Genomic DNA, 18,747 nt, shown 5'->3' with positions numbered 1-18,747 from the left:
CCCACGAGGGGTGCGTCAGGCGGTGCGACGCGCCTCCACCAGTGCCACCGCCTTGGCCACGGCGGCCTCGATCGACAGGAAGCTGGTGTCGAGCAGCACCGCATCGGCGGCGGGGACCAGCGGGGCGGTGGAGCGGCCGCTGTCGCGTTCGTCGCGCGAGCGGATATCGGCCAGCACCTGATCGTAACTGGTCGACTTGCCGCGCGATTTCAGTTCCGCGAAGCGGCGCTGCGCGCGGATCGTCGGGGTGGCGCGGACGAACAGCTTGGCGGTGGCGTCCGGCGCGATGACGGTGCCGATGTCGCGCCCGTCGAGTACCGCGCCGCCATCCTGGTGGGCGAAGCGCTTCTGCCGCTGCATCAGCGCGGCGCGCACCAGCGGATGCGCGGACACGATCGAGGCGACCTGCCCGACCTCGTCATCGCGCAGTACCGGGTCGGCAAGCGTCAGCTCGTCGAAATCGCATGCCGCGACGCTATCGGCCTCCTGCGTCGGATCCAGTTCCAGCCGCATCACCGTCGCGGCGACCGCGCGGTACAGTAGCCCGGTGTCGAGGTGCGGCAGGTGGTAATGTTTCGCCAGAGCCTTGGCGATCGTGCCCTTGCCCGAGGCGGCGGGACCGTCGACGGCGATGATCATCGGTTCATCCATTGCGGCAGGGCGCCCAGCGCACGGGCGGTATCGACGAAGGCGGGGTAGCTGGTGGCGATCGGCGCGGCGTCGTCGATCGTCACCGCGGCGCGGGCGTGCATCCCGGCGACCGCCATGCTCATCGCGATGCGATGGTCGAGCAGCGAGGCGACGCGCGCGTCGCGCGTGCCGGGCAGGGGATCGCCATCGCGTCCCTCGATCGACAGGCCGTCCTCATGCTCCGACACGCGCACCCCGGCGAGGCCCAGCGCGGCGGCCATCGCGGCGATGCGATCCGATTCCTTGACGCGCAGTTCGTGCGCACCGCGCGCCACCGTCGTGCCGCGCGCGAAGGCGGCGGCGACGAACAGGATCGGATATTCGTCGATCATGCTGGGGGCGAGATCGGGCGGCACTTCGATCGCGGTCAGGGCGGCGTGGCGCACGCGCAGGTCGGCGACCGGCTCCCCGCCGACGTCGCGCTGCGCCAGTTCGTCGATCGAGGCGCCCATCATCCTGAGCGCGGTGACCAGCCCGATGCGGGTGGGGTTCATCAGCACGTTGCGGATCGTCACGTCCGACCCCGGCACCACCGACGCGGCGACCATCCAGAAGCCAGCGGAGGAGGGATCGCCCGGCACCTCGATATTCTGCGCGCGCAATTCCGCCTCGCCGGTGATCGCGATCATGCGGCCCTGCGGCGTTTCCTCGACCGTCAGCTGCGCGCCGAAGCCGCGCAGCATCCGCTCGCTATGGTCGCGCGTCGGCACGGGTTCGATCACGCGGGTGATGCCGGGGGTGTTGAGGCCCGCCAGCAGCACCGCCGACTTCACCTGCGCCGAGGCGACGGGCAGGGTGTAGTCGATCGGCACCGCGGGGCACAGGCCGCGCATCGTCAGCGGCAGGCGTTCGCCCGGCGCGGTGGTGAAGCTGGCGCCCATCCGCGACAGCGGCTCCGTCACGCGCGCCATCGGCCGCTTCGACAGGCTGGCGTCGCCGATGAAGGTGGCGGTGATCGCATGGCTGGCGACCAGCCCCATCAGCAGCCGCGTCGACGTGCCCGAATTGCCCATGTCGAGCGCGACCTGCGGCTGGAGCAGCCCGCCGACGCCGACGCCGTGGACCTGCCACACGCCGTCCGCCGTACGTTCGACCTGCGCGCCCATCGCGCGCATCGCGCCGGCGGTGGCCAGCACGTCCTCCCCCTCCAGCAGGCCGGAAATGCGGCTTTCGCCCACCGCCAGCCCGGCGAACATCAGCGAGCGGTGGCTGATCGACTTATCCCCCGGCACGGTCAGCGTGCCGACCAGCGGCCCGGAGGCGGCGATCGAAAGAGGGCGGGCAGGCGCGGAATGGGACATCAGGGCAGGGACACCGGATCGGCAGGATGGGAAAGCCGCGCAGCCTTGCCAGCCGCCTTGCGCTATGGCAAGGCGCGCCCCACTTCGGCGGGCAACACTGTCGATCCACCCATCCGAAAGGCTGAAAACGGCATGATCAAGCCGGAATGGGGCACGAAGCGTACGTGCCCGAAATGCGCGACGCGTTTCTACGATCTCGAAAAGAACGATCCGGTGACCTGCATCGAATGCGGTTACGCGTGGGAACCGGAACCGATCCTGAAGTCCAAGCAGCCGCTGCCGTTCGAGCAGGTGAAGGCCGACAAGCAGGAGGCCGATTCCGATCTGGCCGGTGACGACGAGGATCTGGCGCCCGCGGACGACGAGGAAGTGTCGGCGGACGACGAGGTCGATCTGGGCGGCGACGACGACCTGGGCGTGGAAACGTCCAACGACGACGACGAGAACATCTGACGAAAAAATGTTGGCAGGCGGCGATCGCGCCGCTTGCCAACGTTCGAGCAGCCCGCTAGTGGGCTGCCTCCCGGACGGAATGGGGCCGTAGCTCAGCTGGGAGAGCGTCGCAATGGCATTGCGAAGGTCAGGGGTTCGATCCCCCTCGGCTCCACCATTCCTCGTCCCCGGGTTGTCCCGAATTTCTGCTTTGCCCTTCGCGACGCGATGATCCGCCGCGGTGGCCGTGGGGACACCGCCCGATTACCCTGACATCCTGGTTCCCGTGGGTTCGTCCGCGTCCGCCAGCCGCACGATCAGCTGGTCGTAGGCGAGCGGGCGGCTGATGAAATAGCCCTGCGCATAATCGCATCGCAGCGTCGTCAGCAGCGCGAGCGTTTCGGCCTCCTCGATCCCTTCGGCCACCACCGTCAGGCGCAGCGCGTGCGCCAGTTCGATGGTCGAGCGGACCAGCGCGGCGTCCGCGTCGCGTTCGTGCGCGAACTGGACGAAGCGGCGGTCGATCTTCAGTTCGCTGAGCGGCAGGCGCTGGAGATAGCTGAGCGTCGACTGGCCGGTGCCGTAATCGTCCATCGAGATCGCGATCCCGCGCGCGCGGAAATGGTGCAGCGTCGCCACCGCCGCATCCGCGTCCGCCATCGCCGCGGATTCGGTCACCTCGAAGATCAGCGCGTCGAGCGCGACCGGCGCGTCGTCGAGCAGCGCGTCGGCGGCGCTGGTGAACGCCGGGCTGGTCAGCAGCTTGGCGGAGATGTTGACAGCGGCGGTCAGGCGGTGGCCGGCGTCGCGCCAGCGCGCCGCATCGCGCAGCACGATGCCGAGCACATGCAGCGTCAGCGTCCCGATCCGGTCCGACTGTTCGGCCAGCGGGATGAACGCGTCGGGCGGTACCATGCCGCGCTGCGGATGACGCCAGCGGACCAGCGCCTCCACGCTGGCGATGCGGTTCGACGACAGTGCCAGCTTGGGTTGGTAATGCACCTCGATCTGGCCGGCGGCGATCGCCGCATCCAGTTCGCCCATCAGCGACACCGATCGTTCCAGCTGGTCGCGGTTGATCGACGCCGCGCGCCAGAACACGCCTTCCGCCTCCGCCTGCGCCGCCGCGAGCGCGGCAGTGGCCAGCTGCCCGTCGAGCGTCACGCCGACCGACAGTGCCACGTCGACCTTGCGCCCGGCGACCTCGACCGGTTCGATCAGCAACCCGCGGGCGCCGGCCAGGATATCGGCGACGTCGGCATCGGTCGGCAGCGCCATCGCCAGCTGATGGCTGCGCACGCGATAGACGTGGCCGTCGGCGCTGGCGAGGCGAAGCCGCTCCGCGGTACGCACGATCGCCTGCGCCACCTCATCGGCCCCCAGCACCGCCGACAACGGTTCCAGATTGGTGATCTGGACCAGCGCCAGCACCGGCGGATGATCCCCGCGTCCGGCAAAGGCGCGCTGGTTGGGAAGGCCCGTCGCCTCGTCGGTCAGCCGGTTGTCGCGGAACCGGCGCGCCACATCGCGCGCGGCGATCAGCGCGCCGGTGACCAGCAGCGCGGCAAGCCCGATGGCAAGCGGATAGCGCACCCCGCCCCAGCGTTCCGCGGCGAGCACCACGGCGGTGAAGACCACCAGCGCGATCGCCAGCCGTACCGCCGCCACGCTGGTGCGGCGGGCGGCGACCCCGGGAACGGCCAGCAGCAGCGCCAGTGCCAGGATCAACGGCCGCGTGCCGTGCGCGGGCGTCCCGGCGAGCAGTGTTTCGGTGGCGAGCGCCTGGATCACCACGCCGGGCAGCACGCCGTGCGCGGGGACGAGGTAGCGATCGCCCATCTCGATCGCGGTGGCGCCGATCAGGACGTGGCGCCCGCGCACCGCATGCGGATCGAAGCGGCCGCGCTCCACGTCGATGAAGCTTAGCCGCGGGATGGTGGTGGGGTTGGTCGCGAAGTCGATCGGATAGGATTGGCCCGCGCGCCCCGCCCGCGCGGCGATATAGGCCGACAGCGACGGGCGCGGCGTGTCGGCCGTCACGGTGGCCAGCGGCATGTCGCGGACGATGCCGTCAAGGTCGGGCTGGATGCTGACCGAGGCGAGGCTGGCATGGGCGCGCAGCGCCGGCACGGGCAGCGCGTCGAGGTTGCGCCGGTCGGTCGTCCCGGCCTGTTGCGCGAAGGTGGGAAGGGCGACGCGGCCGTCGGCGCGCGCGATGGCGTCGGCGAACAGGCGATCGTCGACCGGATCGGACGCGGTGGAGAAATCGACGTCGAACACGATCGTCGCCGCGCCCGCCGACCGCAGACGATCGACCGCGGCGGCATAATGGCGGCGTGGCCACGGCCAGCGGCGGATCGCGTCGACGCTGCGCGCGTCCATTTCGACCACGACGACGTCGCCCGACGCCGGGTGCGACATGACCGCGATCCGCAGCGGTTCGATCAGGCGCTTCAGCGGCATGCCCACTGCCGGCAGCATGGTCGTCACCCCCGCGATCGCGGCGATGAGGAGGATCAGGGGCGAACTGCGCAGGCGCATCAGAACGCGCGCGCCAGCCGCAACGAGATGCGCGGGCTGTGATCGCCGGTGTCGAACCGCGGGTCGGTGACCGGCAGCGCCGCCTCCACCAGCCAATCGAAGCGCCCGGTGCCGATCCGCGCGCCGACCCCGGCGGACATCAGGCTGCCGCCGCCGTCCCCGCCGCGCAGGTTGCCGACCGTGCCACCGTCGACGAAGCCGTACAGCTGCGTGCGATCGACGATGCCGCCCGGCAGCCGGCCGGTGTCGGCGCGCACTTCGATCGCACCCATGATGCCCTGGTCGCCGGTCCGCTCGGCATAATCGTAGCCGCGGCCGAAGGCGGGGCCGCCCAGGCCGATTTCCGCGACCGCCAGCAGCGGGCGCGATGCCAGCTGCCCGGCGCTGGCGACGACGACGCTGAAGGGCTTGCCGAGCGAGGCGGTCCAGTCGACCGCATAGGACAAGGTGGCGAAGCGCGCATCGCCGTCACCGCGCGAGGCGAGCGGCGAGCCGGCGCGGGTGACACCGCCGACCGGCAAGCCGACATTGGTGGCCAATTCCGCGCGGGCCGCACCGCCGGCGAGCGTCGCGGCGCCGGTCAGCGTGCCCGCCAGCGTCACCAGCCGGTCGCGGCGCAGGGTGCGCCCCAGCAGGAACTGGTCGGTGCCGATCGCGCGCAGTTCGCCGCCCAGCCACAGGCTGTGCGCGCGGCTGCGCAGCAACGGATGTTGCACGCCGACCGCGGCGTCGGCGCTGTGCCCCTCGACCTTCAGCGGCGCCAGCGCGCCGCCGGGATGCGAGCGGGCGATCGAGCCGGACACCGTCGCGACCGTGCCATGGGCGTCGAGCGGCGCGGTGTAGCGGGCACGGACGAAGACGAATTCGGACGGTTGCAGCGGGGTCTGCGAGGCGATCACCGTCACCTCGTCCCCCGACTGGGCGACCTCCCGCGCGGTGGCGATCAGCGTCGAGCGCACCGGGCCGACCTCGTCGCTGCCGCGATTGTCGATCTGGACATAGGCCGAGCGGCGGTCCGCCTCGACCGTGACCAGCAGGATGCCGAAGCCGTCCTGCCGCACCAGCCGGCTGCCGGTGACGCGCAGGCCGGGCATGTCGCCCACCAGCAGCAGCGCGCGTTCCAGTTCGGCGCGGCGCAGCGGCCCGCCGGTGACCAGCGCGGCGGCCAGCACGCGATCGGCGGCCGCGCTGCGCGCGCCCACGATCCGCACCGCATCGATTCGACCAAGGTCTAGCGTGACATGCAGGATGCCGCCTGCCATCGATTGCGCCGGTACTTGCGCCGTGGCGAAGGGGTAGCCGCGATCCCGCGCGATCTGCGCGACCGCGCCCGCCAGCGCCGCCAGATCGGGCTGGGACAGCGCAATCCCCAGCCGCGGGGCGATCACGTCGGCAAAGGTCGGGGGCGGCAGCCGGTCCTGCCCGTCGACGGTGATCGCGCGGACGATCCCGGTGACCGGCGCGGCGGTGACCGCAGGGGCGGCGGGCACGGAGGGGCGCGCAATATCGTCCTGCGGCGCGATGACCGGCGGCGGAAGGGTGCGCTCGATCAACGTCGGGTCGGCACGGTCGAGTGCGGTCTGCGCCAGTGCGGACGGTGCGACGAGCACCATCCAGCCGGCCACGGCCAGTGCACGCATCATGTCGGATCCCCGGATGTCATATCGCGGCCAGCCGTAGCCGGCGAAACCTTGGGATTTGGTTAGGGCGCGCTCACCCACCGCGTAAACGCGCGCTTCACCACGGCGCGAAAGGGCGCCGCAAGTCTTCCCGGGCGATGGGACAGGCCAGGGTCCGCCGAATCGGCAGGGCCCGCGGGAGATTTTCGATGCGTCGCGCCCTTGCCGCCGTTCTGGCGGCTTCCTGTTCCACGCAGGCCCTGGCTGGTCCGGCCGGCTGGACGATCAGCGAGGCGTCCGGCCCGGTCACGATCGCGCGTGGCGGCGTGTCGACGGTGGCGACGCGCGGCGGTGCGGTGGGCGCGGGCGATGTCGTGTCCACCGGGCGCGGCGGGCGCGCCGTTCTGGTGCGCGGCACCGAATTCATGATGGTCGCCCCCGGGTCGCGCCTGCGGCTGCCGGCGGAGGCGCAGCCCGCGGGCGTCACCCGCGTGATCGAGGAGTTGGGTAACGTCGTCTTCATGATCAAGAAGAAGATGACCCCGCATTTCGAGGTGAAGACGCCGTATCTGGCCGCGGTCGTTAAGGGGACGACCTTCTCCGTCGGCGTATCCGGCGCGGGCACGTCGGTGCAGGTGCTGGAAGGCGCGGTGGACGTCGCGACGCTGGACGGCGGGGCGCACGATCTGGTGACGCCGGGCGCGGTGGCGATGGTCGCGGCGGGCAACCGCATGCGCATGACGATCGAGGAGAGCGGCCGGACCCGCGTGATCGAATCGCCGGGCGCCGGCGAGGGCGAGCCGGCGGCGCCCGCGGCCCCGGTGGCGGTGGAACAGACCGCCGGCGAGGACGCGGCCGCGGCGCCGGAGGGTGCGACATCGGCAGCGGTCCAGACCGAGGCGGTGGCCGCGACCGAGCAGGCGGCGTCCGAAACGCCGGTGGAGGCGCCCGCGCTGACCGCGGCGGTCTATGCCCCGGCGGCGTCGCTGGCGAGCACGACCGGCGGGCTGGTATCGGGCACGATCGGCGGGGGCGGTGACATCGCCGGCGTCGCCGCCGCGACGAAGATCGCGGCCGAGGCGGCGGTATCGACGACGCGCATGGTCGAGACCGCCAGCCAGATGGGCGAGGCGCGCGCCGCGGCGGCGCAGGCTGCCGCCACCGTCCAGAAATCGGAAACCGAGACGGTCAGCGCGACGCTGGCCAAGGTCGAGGCGGAGCGCCAGGCGGCCGACGCCGCAGCGGCCACGGCGAAGGCGGCGGAGGAAGCCGCCAGGGCGAAGGCCGAGGACGAGCAGCGCAGCGCTGAGAAGGCCGCAGCGACCGCCGCCGCGGAGGCAGCGGCCAAGGCGGCGGCGCAGGCGGCCGAGGATCGCGCCCGCGCCGAGGCCGAGCGGCTGGCCAAGGCGCAGGCCCAGGCGCAGGCCGACGCCGACGCCGCCGCGGCGAAGCGCGCGTCCGAGGAAGCTGCCGCCGCCGCGGCCAAGGCCGCGGCGGACGAGGCGGCGCGTGCGCAGGCAGCCAGCGCCGCCGCGGCGGAGCGGGAGGCCGCGATGCAGCGTGCGACCGCGGAGGCCGCCGCCGCCGAGGCGGAGCGGGCGCGCCAGGAAGCGGCGCAGGCCGCCGCGCAGGAATCGGCGCGCCAGGCCGCGCAGGCGGCGGAACGCGCCGCACAGCAGATCGCGCAGGCACAGGCGGCGCAGGCACAGGCCGATGCCGCCGCGCAGGCCGCCGCCGATCAGGCGGCGCGCGATGCCGCGCGCGCCGCGCAGGAGGCGGCGGAGGCCGCGCGGGTCGCGGCGCAGGCGGCGGCCGACCAGGCGGCGCGCGATGCCGCGCGCGCGGCGCAGGATACCGAGAACGCGAACCGCGCCGCGGCGCAGGCGGCGGCCGAAAAGGCCGCGCGCGACGCGGCGCAGGCCGCCGCGCAACAGGCCGCTGCCGAGGCGAAGGCGGCCGAACAGGCAGCGCGCGAGGCGGCGGAGCAGGCGACCCGCGCCGCCGCCGCCGAGGCCGATCGCATCGCACGCGAGGCGGCGGCCGCGGCCGAAAAGGCGCAGCAGGCCGCGCAGGCCACAGCCGAGGCGCAGGCGGCGCAAGCGGCACGCGATGCCGAAAAGGCGGCGCGCGACGCGGCCGCCGCGGCGGCGGCGGCCGAGGCCGAGCGTGCCGCCAAGGAAGCCGAGAAGGCCGCGCAGGACAAGGCCGCGCGCGACGCGGAAAAGGCCGCCAGGGAGGCGAGCGAGGCGGCGGCGAAGGCGGCCGAGGAACAGGCCCGCGAGCAGGAAAAGGCCGCGAAGGAAGCGCAGAAGGCCGCGGAACAGGCGCTGAAGGAAGCGCAGAAGGGGCCCGACAAGCCGTCCAAGAATCAGCCCAAGCCGCTGGATGATGTGTTCAAGCTGCTGGAAGACCTGCTGAAACCGAAGAAGCCCTGATCCCGGATCCCCCCCCCCCGCCGGGCGTCGTCGGCCGGCGGGGGGGGGGCGCTTTTCCAGCTACAATTGCGGCCGATCAGCGCGGCGCGAGTTCGATCCGATCCGCATCCCGGCGCGTGACGCGGGCGATGCGATAGGCTTCCAGCGCGGCGACGAGTGCGTCGGTTCCGCCCTGCGTCTTGAGCGAGCCGCTATAGGGATGCGCCGCGAGGCCGGGATCGGCGATGACGATGCGGCGCCGGTCGTAGCGTTGCAATTGCGCGACGACATCGCGCAGCGGCGTGGCGGCGAAGGTCAGTCGCCCGTCCTGCCATTCGGCGGCGCCTTCCGCGCCGCGATCGTCCAGCCGCTGTCGCCCGCCGGCGGTGGACAGGACCTGGCCGGGGCTCATCGTGCGCGACCCGGCCGGCGTGTCCACGCGCACGCGCCCTTCGGTCAGCGCGACGGCGACGTCGGCACCGCGCCGCTCGACCGTGAAATGCGTGCCCAGCGCGGTGACCGACGCGGTGCCCGCCGCCACGACGAACGGATGCGCGGGATCCTTCGCCACCGCGAAACCGGCGCGCCCCGATCGCAGGACGATGCGCCGCTGCGCGCCCATCGCCGCGACGTCGATCGCCGATCCGGCATCGAGCGTGACGACGCTGCCGTCGGTCAGCGCGACGCGGCGGATCGCGTCGGTGGCGGCATAGCGAAGCGCCGCCGGGGCTGCGGGGGTGGGGGCGTCGCCGTTCCGACCGACGATTGCGACGGTACCGACGCCCACGGTGACGAACAGCGCGGCGGCGATCGCCGCGCGGCGCCAGTCACGGGCGGGTGCGGCGTTGCCGACCGCCTCCGCACGCAGCGCCGCGATCGCGGGGTCGTCGCGGATCAAATCGAGCGCCATGTCCGTGTCGCGCACGTCGCGCCACGCCAACGCATGGGCGGCATCGTCGCGCATCCAGCGATCGAGCGCGGCGGCATCCTCGGATCGGGCATCGTCGGCATGCAGGCGCGCATACCAGGCCGCGGCATGCGCGGCCGGATCGTTCGTCGTCACCCTATCGCTCCAGCGTCGCCGCAAGGAGGCGTATCGCCTTCATGATATGTTTTTCCACCGCACTGACCGATATTCCCATATGCCGGGCGATTGCCGCGTAGTTCATCTCTTCGAAGCGATGAAGTACGAATGCCTGCCGGGTCCGTTCCGGCAGGTCGCCCACCGCCGCGACGAGCCGCGACCATTGTTCCCTGCCCAGCATGACGCGCTCGGGCGAGCGAACCTCAACCGGATGGTCGCTTTCCTCCATCGTGACGTGGCGCGACCGCTGCCGCACCGCATCGCGGCGCGCGCGATCGGCGAGCACGCTTTGCGCGACCTGGAAGACATAGCCTTCGGGATTGAGGATATCGCCCTGCGGCCGGCGCGTGTGCATCCGCAGCGCCACATCCTGGAGCAGGTCGTCGACGTCGTCGGCGGGTGCCCGCTTCATCAGGAAACGGCGCACGGCGGGAAGGAGGGGGGCGAACATCTCGCTACCCTCCGTCGCGGCCGCCACCGGCGCCTGCGCGATCAGCACCATCGTCTTCCCCCCTTGGGCGCAGGTCACGAACCCGCGCTATGCCCCGAACATCGTTGCGGTTTGCCCCGCCGACGTCCCCTCCCGACGTCCTGCTTGTGGGATACAGACGATCATGTTGTAACACGTCCGTCAAGAAGGCGATGGCCAGCGCCGCGCGGCCGGTCGCCCGGACGTCGTACGAGCCGGAGGGGATGACGCAGACACGGTGACGGGGTGACGGGGCTGATGACGCGCGGCAGGACGACAGCGACGATCGGCGCGGTGGCAGCGCGCGGCGTCGCGTTGACCGCGGCGATCGGTGTCGCTGGCCTCTGGTCGGCGCCGATCGCGGCGCAGCGCGCGTCGCCGCGTCGCGTCGCGCATGATATCCCCGCCGGGCCGCTGGATGTCGTGCTGCGCCGGCTGGCGGTGGAGACCGACGAGCAGATCCTGGTCGATCCCGCGCTGGTCGTGGGGCGGCGCGCGCCGCCGCTGGCGCGGGGATTGCCGGTCGGCGCGGCGCTGGACACGGCCTTGGCCGGCCATCCGCTGGTGGCGCGGCGCGTCGGTCCGGGGGTGCTGGTGATCGAGCGCGTCGCGGCGCCCGACGCCGGAGACTGGGCGGCGACCCCCGCCGACATCGTCGTCACCGCCGAGCGGCGCCCGACGCTGCTGAGCGCGGCCGCACCGTCGCTGGCGGTGATATCCGCCGCGACGCTGGAGGAGACGCGCACGGTCGAACGGCGTGCGCTGGCGCGGCTGCTGCCGGCGCTGACGGCGACCAACACCGGGCCGCTGCAGCAACGCCTGTCGGTGCGCGGCGTGATCGGCACGGGGGAGGGGACGGTCGGCGTCTATTATGGGGAGGTACCGGTGACCGCGCCGTCGGGGACCGGGTTCGATCCCGGTGCGATGACCCCGGACGTCGACCTTATCGACGTCGAGCGGATCGAGTTGCTGAAGGGGCCGCAGGGCACGCTGTACGGCGCGTCGTCGCTGGGCGGTACGCTGCGCACGCTGTTCCGCCAGGCCGACGCCGGCGGGTTCGCGGCCGATGGCGCGGTCGAACTGGGCACGACGCGCGGTGGCGGGCCGAGCGCGGCGCTGTCGGCGATGGTCAACGTGCCGGTCGTCGCGGACCGGCTGGCGGTGCGCGTGGTGGCGGGGCGGCGCCGCACCGGCGGGGTGACCGACAATGTCCGGCTGGGCTATCGCGACGGCGACGTGGTGACGCGCGACAGCGGGCGGATCGGCGTGTCGTGGACGCCCGACCCGCGATGGCGGGTGGACGCGATCGTGCTGGAGCAGCGCAATCGCATCGACGATGCCGGTACGTGGCGGTGGGAAGCGGGGCCGCAGCGAACCGACGTGCCCGTCCGCCTGCCGAACAGCGACCGGCTGCGGCTGGCGAGTGCGACGGTGCGCTGGGCGCCGGGGGCGGTGCGGGTCACCGCGACGGCATCGCATTATGCGTGGCGCACGATGCGGCAGATCGATTTCACGAGCGTGATGGCGGCGCAGCGCGACAGTATCGCCGCGTGCGGGCGCTATGCGGCGTCGGTCGGCGGCGGGGCTTGCGACCTGGCGGCGTATCGCGGCTGGCTGGCCACGCGGTTGCCGGCGGTGTTGTTCCAGCCGATGACGATGCGCAGCACCAGTGCGGAGGCGCGGGTGTCGGACGACGGCAACGGGGCGTGGCGCTGGACGCTGGGCGCCTTTGCCGAACATCGCGTCGACGGGGTGTCCAGCTATGCGGTGCGGGCGGATGCGGGGTCGGGGCGGGTGATATGGCCGCTGGACGTGACCGGATTGCGGCTGATCGACACGCGGCTGGACCAGCAGGCGCTGTACGGCGAGGTGACGCGGGAGCTGCCGGCGGGATTGTCGGCGACGGTGGGGATGCGCGGATACCGCTACGTGCGCGCGGCGGGGGGATCGGTTCCGCTGCCCAATATCGCCACCGGTACGGGCAATGGCGCCAGCGCGCGCTACAGGACGGTGGCGACGGGCAGCAACCTGAAGGCCGCATTGGCGTGGCGCGGCAAGGGCGGTGCGGTCGTCCAGCTGAGTGCGGCGGAGGGTTTCCGCCCCGGCGGGGTCAATATCACCCCGGAACTGAGCGATGCGGAGCGGGTCTATCGCGCCGACCGGCTGTGGAATTACGAGCTGGGGATGCGGGTACCGGTGGCAGGACCGACGGTGGGGATCGAGTCGGCGCTGTTCCACATCGACTGGCGGGACACGATCTTCGTCGCGGCGAGCGCCAATGGCGCGTTCCTGTACAATACCAACCTGGGCGGCGCGCACATCGACGGGGCCGAGGCGCGCGTGACGGCCACGCACGGGGCGCTGCGGCTGGCGGCGGGGGCGACGGTGCTGGACGCCCGGCTGTCGCGCGATACGCCCGCGGCCAGTGGCGACGGCGCCGGGCTGCGCGGCGATCCGTTGCCCAACGTGCCGACGCTGACCTGGGTCGTCAGCGCGGACCTGCGCCGGCGCGCGGGCGGCGGGACGTTGACGGTGGGGGCGGTCGCATCGGGCAACGGCGGTTTCGCGACCACCTTTTCCGCGCAGGCCGCCTATCGCGAATATACGCCGGCGCGGACGCTGGCGGATGTCTATGCGCTGTACCGGCGCGGGGGGTGGAGCGCGCGGCTGGGGATAGACAATGTCGCGGACGCGGTCGCCCCGGCGCGGATCGTGTCGAGCGCGTTCGGCGTGCGGCAGGTCTATTCCGCGCGACCGCGCACGGTCACGCTGACGCTGGCGCGGGAATATTGACCGGCGCGCGATGGCGTGCGGACAGCGCGGCACAGGCGGACAGCGGCGCGTCGAAGGGAAAGCCCGCCGCGGCGACGCGGGTCAGCAGCAGCGTCAGCGTGGCATGGCGCCCGTCACCGGCCGCCGCGGATGAGAGCAGCGCCAGCCACGCGGGGGACACCACCATCCCCTGACGCATCCGCAGCAGCGGCCCGCCGGAGCCGGCCAGACCGGCCGCGCGACGGCGGGCGGTGGCGTGACCGATGCCGAGCGCGCGGGCCACGGTGGCGACGCGGACGGCGTGCGTGCCGTCGAACGTCGCCGGCCCGGCATCCGCCGCGCGGGGGCCGGCGCCGTCAGCCGACACGGCCCAGCGGCGCGCATTGGCATCCATCACCGCCGCGACGATCGCCAGATCGACCACGTCAGGCACGAACGCGCGATGGCAGTCGATGATCGCCAGCGTCAGGTCGATCGCGAGGCGCGCGCCGTCGTCGCGCCGGAACGGGCCGGCGCTCGCTGCCGCTGGCGCCGGGAAGGCACCTGCCGCCAGCCCCCCGGCCATGAAGGCGACCAGCGCGTTGTTGAGCTGCGACAGGCTGCGATCGACGATCGGATCGGACCATAAAGCGGGCGGGATCGCGATGCCGTGCCGCGTGCGCTGGCACAGTCCGTCCGCGACCAGCGCGGCGATATGACGTCGCACGGTTTCGAACGGACGCCCCAGCGCGAAGGCGGCCGAGTGGATCGAGATCGCAGCGTCACCCCCCGACCGCGACAGCGCCACCCCCCACAACATCCCGTAGATCACGCCGCGATCGATATCGCCGCCGAACCGCCGCGCCGCGAGGGAGGCGACGCGAACGTAGAAATCGGCGACGAGGCACGTGACCGACGGCAGCGGCATGGCGGTGAGGGCGGCGCGATCTTCCGGCAGTGGGGAAGCTTGGCCGAACCGTGGCACCGGTAACCTCGCAGCGTTGTCGACGGGCGAATGGGATCAGGAATGTAACCGCTTACTCTAACCCAAGTGATTGTAACAGCACCTGTTTGCGCAACCCGCCTCGAGAGCGCCACCGCGGAACTGAACCCCCCGTGAACCGTTTTCACATCAGGAAGAAATATGATCGAGGAGAGAGGAGAAGGCGATGACGACCAAGTCCGCCATGGCGCCGATACCGGCGCGTTTGCAAGAGGTTACGCCGCCGCCGATGTTGGGCATCGTCTACGGCCTGATCTTGTCGGTCATTTTCTGGGGGTCGGTCGCCGCGCTTCTTTTCGGTTAACGAACGTCGCGCCAACACCTGACCATTAGCGCAGAGCGACAGTCCAGTCGTCGAGCCGAAACGAGCCGTTACCGCGAATCGGCTCCACCCCAACGGCAATGCCGTTGATCCATTCGTTACCGCTGACCTGCCCGATACGCCGCAGCCTCGCCAGCAGGCTGCGCCAGTCGATCGTACCGGCGGCCAAATCCTTTCCGTCGGCGCGCATCAGCATCACGTAATTCCCTTGACGCGCGATCGCCCACTCGATGCCGGCATCGTCGGTCCAGCGACCCAGTTGCTTGCCCGTGCGGTGGAAGTCGCGCGCCGTGTCGCCGGGGTGCAGCAACAGTCCGACCTCCAGCGCCTTTGCCGCGGCGTCGCCCGGCGTGCGGGTGAGATAGAATTCCTGAAGGACGGTCACGTCGCCGGCGCGCCCGCCCGCCAGCGTCCAGCGCACCGACGATACGAACCGCCCAAGCCGCGCGACCTGTACCGGCGCCACGCGGCGATCGGGCTGGCCGCTGTCGTAATTCCCGTAGCTGGTGGCCAGATAGCCGTAAACGCCGGGGTTACCGCGACGGCGCCACGATTCGATCGCCGGGACGATCCAGTCGATCCGCGTGGCCGACGGGAAGCGCGCGGGATCGAACGTGGCGCGCGACCAGTAACGGTTGCCGGCGCCACCTGCGCGTCGCGGGTCGTCCGTTTCGCGCAGCGACGGATCGAAATGGCGCGCCCACATGCCGTTATAGTGCGAATAGGACGATCCGGCAGGGATGTAGTTCTGGTCGCTGCCGCGCACCACCGCTGGACCGCCCGCGGGGAAGGCTGCCGACGCTGCCGCGCCTAAAACGACGGCGAGGGACAGGAGGCGGATCGGCATGGCGCACATGGTGCCAAACATTCTCGATCCGCCCCGGAGAGGCAAGGGCGCCGCACCGACGCCGGTGCGGCCGGGCGGTAGGAGCGACTTAACCCGCGCGGTGTAGCGCGGTGCGCATGGACATTCCCGCCAGCTATCACGCCGTCATCGATTCGATCGTCGCGCTGTTCGGCGCCAGCCACGCGACGATGCACGTGCATGTCGGGCTGGCATTGTATCTGGCGGTGCAGCTGATGGTGCGCACGCGGCGCGGTTCGATGACCGCGCTGCACGTCGTGGCGGCGGCGGAACTGATCAACGAATGTATGGACCGCGCCTATTCCGGGTCGTGGAACTGGTCCGACACGCTGTCGGACGTGGTGCTGACGCTGATGTGGCCGGTCGCAATCACTTTGGTCAGCCAGATCCGCCGCGCGGCATGGGAGCGGCGCTACATGCGGCAGGCACAGGTGCTGGCTGCGATGCGGCGTCCCGTGCCGGTGCCGGCGGCGGCGGCGGCGGTGGCGCGGGTTCGCGGGCGTTAGGTTCGCCGGTGTAACGACAATCTGCGGGCGTTAGGGCAAAAATCCCGCTTGGTTAACCGGCTCTTAGCGGTTCGGCGGGCAGGGTCGGCACATCCTATCGGGAATGGTTCGATGACGCTGAAGGCCCTGTTTCTTCACACCACCGCGGCTGCGACCGTCATGGCGCTGTCCGGTTGCGGCGGCGGCGGGGGCGGCGGCGTGAACAGCACGCCGGCACCGGTGCCCGCCCCCGCGCCGGCACCTGCGCCATCGTCGCCGACCCCGTCGCCTTCGGCTTCTACGCCGGCCCCGACGCCCGCTCCGTCTCCGGCGCCGACGCCTGCGCCGGCACCGGCCCCGACGCCCGCTCCGTCTCCGGCGCCCACGCCTGCTCCCACGCCAGCACCGACCCCGGCGCCTACCCCGGCGCCGACACCTGCGCCTACGCCAGCTCCGACCCCGGCGCCCACGCCGGCCCCGACACCTGCGCCTACGCCGGCCCCGACGCCGGCCCCGACACCTGCGCCTACGCCGGCCCCGACACCGGCACCGACGCCGGCCCCGACACCGGCGCCCACTCCGGCCCCGACGCCTGCGCCGACACCGGCCCCCACTCCGGCCCCGACACCCGCGCCCACCCCCGCCCCGACGCCGACGAATTACGATACTAGCGAATATCGCGCGACGATCGGTGCGGTGTCGATGAATGCACTGGCGGCCTATAACGCCGGGGCGACCGGGCGGAATGTCGGCATCGCGATCATCGACAGCGGGATCGACCTCAACAGCGCGGAGTTCGAGAATCGCGTCTCCGCCGCGTCGCAGGACGTGGCGGGCAATGCCAGCATCCAGGACGTCGACGGGCACGGTACCGCGGTGGCCTTCACCGCCGCCGGGCGCCGCAACGGCGTGGGGACGCAGGGCGTCGCCTTCGCCGCGACGCTGATGATCTATCGCGCCGATGCGCCGGGTACCTGCGGGACGGCCGACGGTTGCATGTTCAGCACCGACGCGATCGCGACTGCGCTGGACGCCGCGCGGGTGGCGGGGGCGAAGGTGGTGAACATCTCGCTGGGGGGCACGTCGCTGCCCTCCACCGTCGTCGATGCGATCGGGCGCGCGACCGCCGCCGGGATGGTCGTGGTGGTCGCGGCGGGCAACGACGGCGCCGCCGATCCCGATGCCTTCGCACAGGTGGCCAATGACGCCGCGGCGCGCGGGCAGGTGATCGTCGCCGGATCGATCGACGCCAACGGCACGCTTGCCACCAGCAGCAACCGCGCGGGCAATACCGCCGCGCATTACCTGGCGGCGGTGGGCGAACAGGTGCGTGCACCCAACAACAACGGCACCGCCTATCTGTGGTCGGGCACGTCCTTCGCCGCGCCGCAGGTCGCCGCGGCGGCGGCGTTGCTGGCGCAGGCGTTCCCCAACCTGACCGGCGCGCAGATCGTCGACCTGCTGCTGACCACCGCGCGCGATGCCGGGGCGACCGGCACCGATGCGCAATATGGCCGCGGCATCCTGGACCTGACGCGCGCGTTCCAGCCGGTCGGCACGCTGACCGTGGCGGGCACGACGCGTACGGTGGCGGCGGTCGATGGGGCGGTCGTGCTGTCCTCCGCGATGGGCGATGCGCGCGGGGGCACATTGGGCGCGGTGGTGCTTGACGGGTTCGATCGCGCCTATGCGATGACGCTGGCGAGCGGGATCGCGCGCCAGGCGGTGTCGCGCCCGCTGAACGGGCTGACCGCCGCGCCGTCGCGGCAGGTGGCGATGCAGGCGGGCGACATGGCGGTGGCGCTGACAATCGCGGCGCGGCCGAACGGCATTGTCGGGCTTAACGCCTTCCGGCTGGGATTGAGCGAGGCGCGCCGCGCGCAGGCGATCGCCGGCAGCGTCGCGCAGCGGCTGGGGCGCACGACGCAGTTCGCGCTCGGCTTCGCGGAGGATGCCGGCACGCTGTCGCTGCGGCTGGCGGGGCAGGCGATGCCCGCCTTCCTGGTCGGCGACGGGCTGACCCGCTTCGGGTTCGAGGCGGACCGGATCGTCAGCAGCGGGCTGCGCCAGGAATGGGCCGGGTTCGGCGTGACCGCCGCGGTGGAGCAGGGCGATGCGCTGTACCGCCGCGCCGATGCGCCCGCGGCGCTGCGGCAGTGGAGCCGTTCGGGCTATTCCAGCGGCACGATCGCGCTCGACCGGCGCTGGGGCGGGCTGTTCGCGCGGGTCGCGGCGACGCGGCTGGACGAAGCGGACAGCGCGCTGGGCGCGCGCTTCCCGACGAACCTGGGCACGACGCGCGCGACCAGCTGGTTCGTCGACGGCAACCTGCGACTGGATGCCGGCGGCGGCTGGTCGCTGGGCGGCACGTGGCGGCAGGGGTGGACGCGGATCGGCTTCACGGGCGCGCAGGGCGGGGGCGGGAACCTCGCCAGCCGCGCCTTCGCCGCCGACATCGGCAAGGACGGGGTGCTGGGCGGGGACAGCCTGGGCCTGCGCATCGTGCGGCCGCTGCGGGTGTCGAGCGGGAGCGTGGGGCTGCTGCTGCCGACGCAATGGGATTATGCCAGCGAAAGCGTGTCGGCCTGGACGCCGCAGCGGATCGCGCTGGCGCCGACCGGGCGCGAGACCGACTGGGAGGGGCGCTATGCGTTCCGCTGGGGCGCGGCGTGGGTCAACACCAACGCGTACTGGCGGCAGAACCCGGGGAATATCGCCGATGCGCGCGACGATTACGGCGTGGCGATCCGCTTCAGCCGGCCGTTCTGACG

The 18,747-nt window shown here is 72.3% G+C and carries 15 protein-coding genes and 1 tRNA gene; 8 read left to right on the top strand and 8 right to left on the bottom strand.

Going from position 1 to position 18,747, the window contains the following annotated elements; all coding sequences use genetic code 11:
- Positions 1-15: 15 nt before the first annotated feature.
- Positions 16-639, bottom strand: a complete 624-nt coding sequence (locus COA07_RS03300; protein WP_066711663.1) for a (d)CMP kinase — start codon at positions 637-639, stop codon at positions 16-18.
- Positions 636-1,991: a 3-phosphoshikimate 1-carboxyvinyltransferase gene (aroA, locus tag COA07_RS03295; RefSeq protein ID WP_066711661.1), complete on the bottom strand. Its 1,356-nt coding sequence runs from the start codon at positions 1,989-1,991 to the stop codon at positions 636-638. The genes COA07_RS03300 and aroA overlap by 4 nt, the downstream gene beginning before the upstream one ends.
- A 132-nt stretch (positions 1,992-2,123) precedes the next feature.
- On the opposite strand from aroA, the gene COA07_RS03290 reads away from it, so the two are divergent.
- Together COA07_RS03290 and COA07_RS03285 are read left to right on the top strand one after the other, a co-directional pair.
- Complete coding sequence (locus tag COA07_RS03290) at positions 2,124-2,444, top strand: TIGR02300 family protein (protein ID WP_066486680.1); 321 nt, start codon at positions 2,124-2,126, stop codon at positions 2,442-2,444.
- Between the two features lie 81 nt (positions 2,445-2,525).
- Positions 2,526-2,601, top strand: a tRNA-Ala gene (locus tag COA07_RS03285).
- 86 nt (positions 2,602-2,687) lie between these two features.
- Here COA07_RS03285 and COA07_RS03280 read toward each other — a convergent pair.
- Positions 2,688-4,964: an EAL domain-containing protein gene (locus tag COA07_RS03280; protein WP_096640427.1), complete on the bottom strand. Its 2,277-nt coding sequence runs from the start codon at positions 4,962-4,964 to the stop codon at positions 2,688-2,690.
- On the bottom strand, positions 4,964-6,604 hold the full coding sequence (locus tag COA07_RS03275) for a ShlB/FhaC/HecB family hemolysin secretion/activation protein (protein WP_096640513.1): 1,641 nt from the start codon (positions 6,602-6,604) through the stop codon (positions 4,964-4,966). Before COA07_RS03275 ends, COA07_RS03280 begins: the two co-directional genes overlap by 1 nt.
- A 188-nt stretch (positions 6,605-6,792) precedes the next feature.
- Here COA07_RS03275 and COA07_RS03270 point away from each other — a divergent pair, with 188 nt between their 5' ends.
- Entirely contained in the window at positions 6,793-9,018 is a 2,226-nt protein-coding gene (locus tag COA07_RS03270; protein ID WP_169924219.1) for a FecR domain-containing protein, read from the top strand.
- A gap of 76 nt (positions 9,019-9,094) precedes the next feature.
- Here the strand turns inward: COA07_RS03270 and COA07_RS03265 are convergent, their stop codons facing one another.
- Positions 9,095-10,060: a FecR family protein gene (locus COA07_RS03265; RefSeq protein ID WP_066713399.1), complete on the bottom strand. Its 966-nt coding sequence runs from the start codon at positions 10,058-10,060 to the stop codon at positions 9,095-9,097.
- 1 nt (position 10,061) lies between these two features.
- The gene (locus COA07_RS03260) at positions 10,062-10,583 is read right to left on the bottom strand and encodes an RNA polymerase sigma factor (protein WP_245841976.1); all 522 of its coding nucleotides are present in this window, start codon (positions 10,581-10,583) and stop codon (positions 10,062-10,064) included.
- Positions 10,584-10,796: 213 nt separating this feature from the next.
- Here COA07_RS03260 and COA07_RS03255 point away from each other — a divergent pair, with 213 nt between their 5' ends.
- The gene (locus COA07_RS03255) at positions 10,797-13,343 is read left to right on the top strand and encodes a TonB-dependent receptor (RefSeq protein ID WP_096640423.1); all 2,547 of its coding nucleotides are present in this window, start codon (positions 10,797-10,799) and stop codon (positions 13,341-13,343) included.
- On the opposite strand, the gene COA07_RS03250 is transcribed toward COA07_RS03255, so the two are convergent.
- Complete coding sequence (locus COA07_RS03250; protein ID WP_096640422.1) at positions 13,315-14,229, bottom strand: hypothetical protein; 915 nt, start codon at positions 14,227-14,229, stop codon at positions 13,315-13,317. The genes COA07_RS03255 and COA07_RS03250 overlap by 29 nt on opposite strands.
- Positions 14,230-14,470: 241 nt before the next feature.
- Here COA07_RS03250 and COA07_RS18175 point away from each other — a divergent pair, with 241 nt between their 5' ends.
- The gene (locus COA07_RS18175) at positions 14,471-14,608 is read left to right on the top strand and encodes a hypothetical protein (protein WP_157085422.1); all 138 of its coding nucleotides are present in this window, start codon (positions 14,471-14,473) and stop codon (positions 14,606-14,608) included.
- A 25-nt stretch (positions 14,609-14,633) separates the two neighbouring features.
- Here COA07_RS18175 and COA07_RS03245 read toward each other — a convergent pair whose 3' ends face one another.
- On the bottom strand, positions 14,634-15,473 hold the full coding sequence (locus COA07_RS03245; protein WP_141396464.1) for a hypothetical protein: 840 nt from the start codon (positions 15,471-15,473) through the stop codon (positions 14,634-14,636).
- 116 nt (positions 15,474-15,589) lie between these two features.
- On the opposite strand from COA07_RS03245, the gene COA07_RS03240 reads away from it, so the two are divergent.
- The 3 genes from COA07_RS03240 (at position 15,590) to COA07_RS03230 (ending at position 18,745) form a co-directional block, all read left to right on the top strand.
- Positions 15,590-15,997, top strand: coding sequence for a hypothetical protein (locus COA07_RS03240; RefSeq protein WP_066713359.1), 408 nt, complete (start codon positions 15,590-15,592; stop codon positions 15,995-15,997).
- Between the two features lie 173 nt (positions 15,998-16,170).
- A complete protein-coding gene (locus COA07_RS18395; RefSeq protein WP_211280937.1) occupies positions 16,171-16,647 on the top strand; it encodes a hypothetical protein in 477 nt (158 codons plus the stop codon).
- A gap of 31 nt (positions 16,648-16,678) precedes the next feature.
- Positions 16,679-18,745, top strand: coding sequence for a S8 family serine peptidase (locus COA07_RS03230; RefSeq protein ID WP_066711555.1), 2,067 nt, complete (start codon positions 16,679-16,681; stop codon positions 18,743-18,745).
- Positions 18,746-18,747 lie beyond the last annotated feature (2 nt).

Source organism: Sphingomonas adhaesiva (assembly GCF_002374855.1).
Classification (GTDB): Bacteria; Pseudomonadota; Alphaproteobacteria; order Sphingomonadales; family Sphingomonadaceae; genus Sphingomonas; species Sphingomonas adhaesiva.
This window is presented reverse-complemented; position numbering and strand designations above follow the sequence as displayed.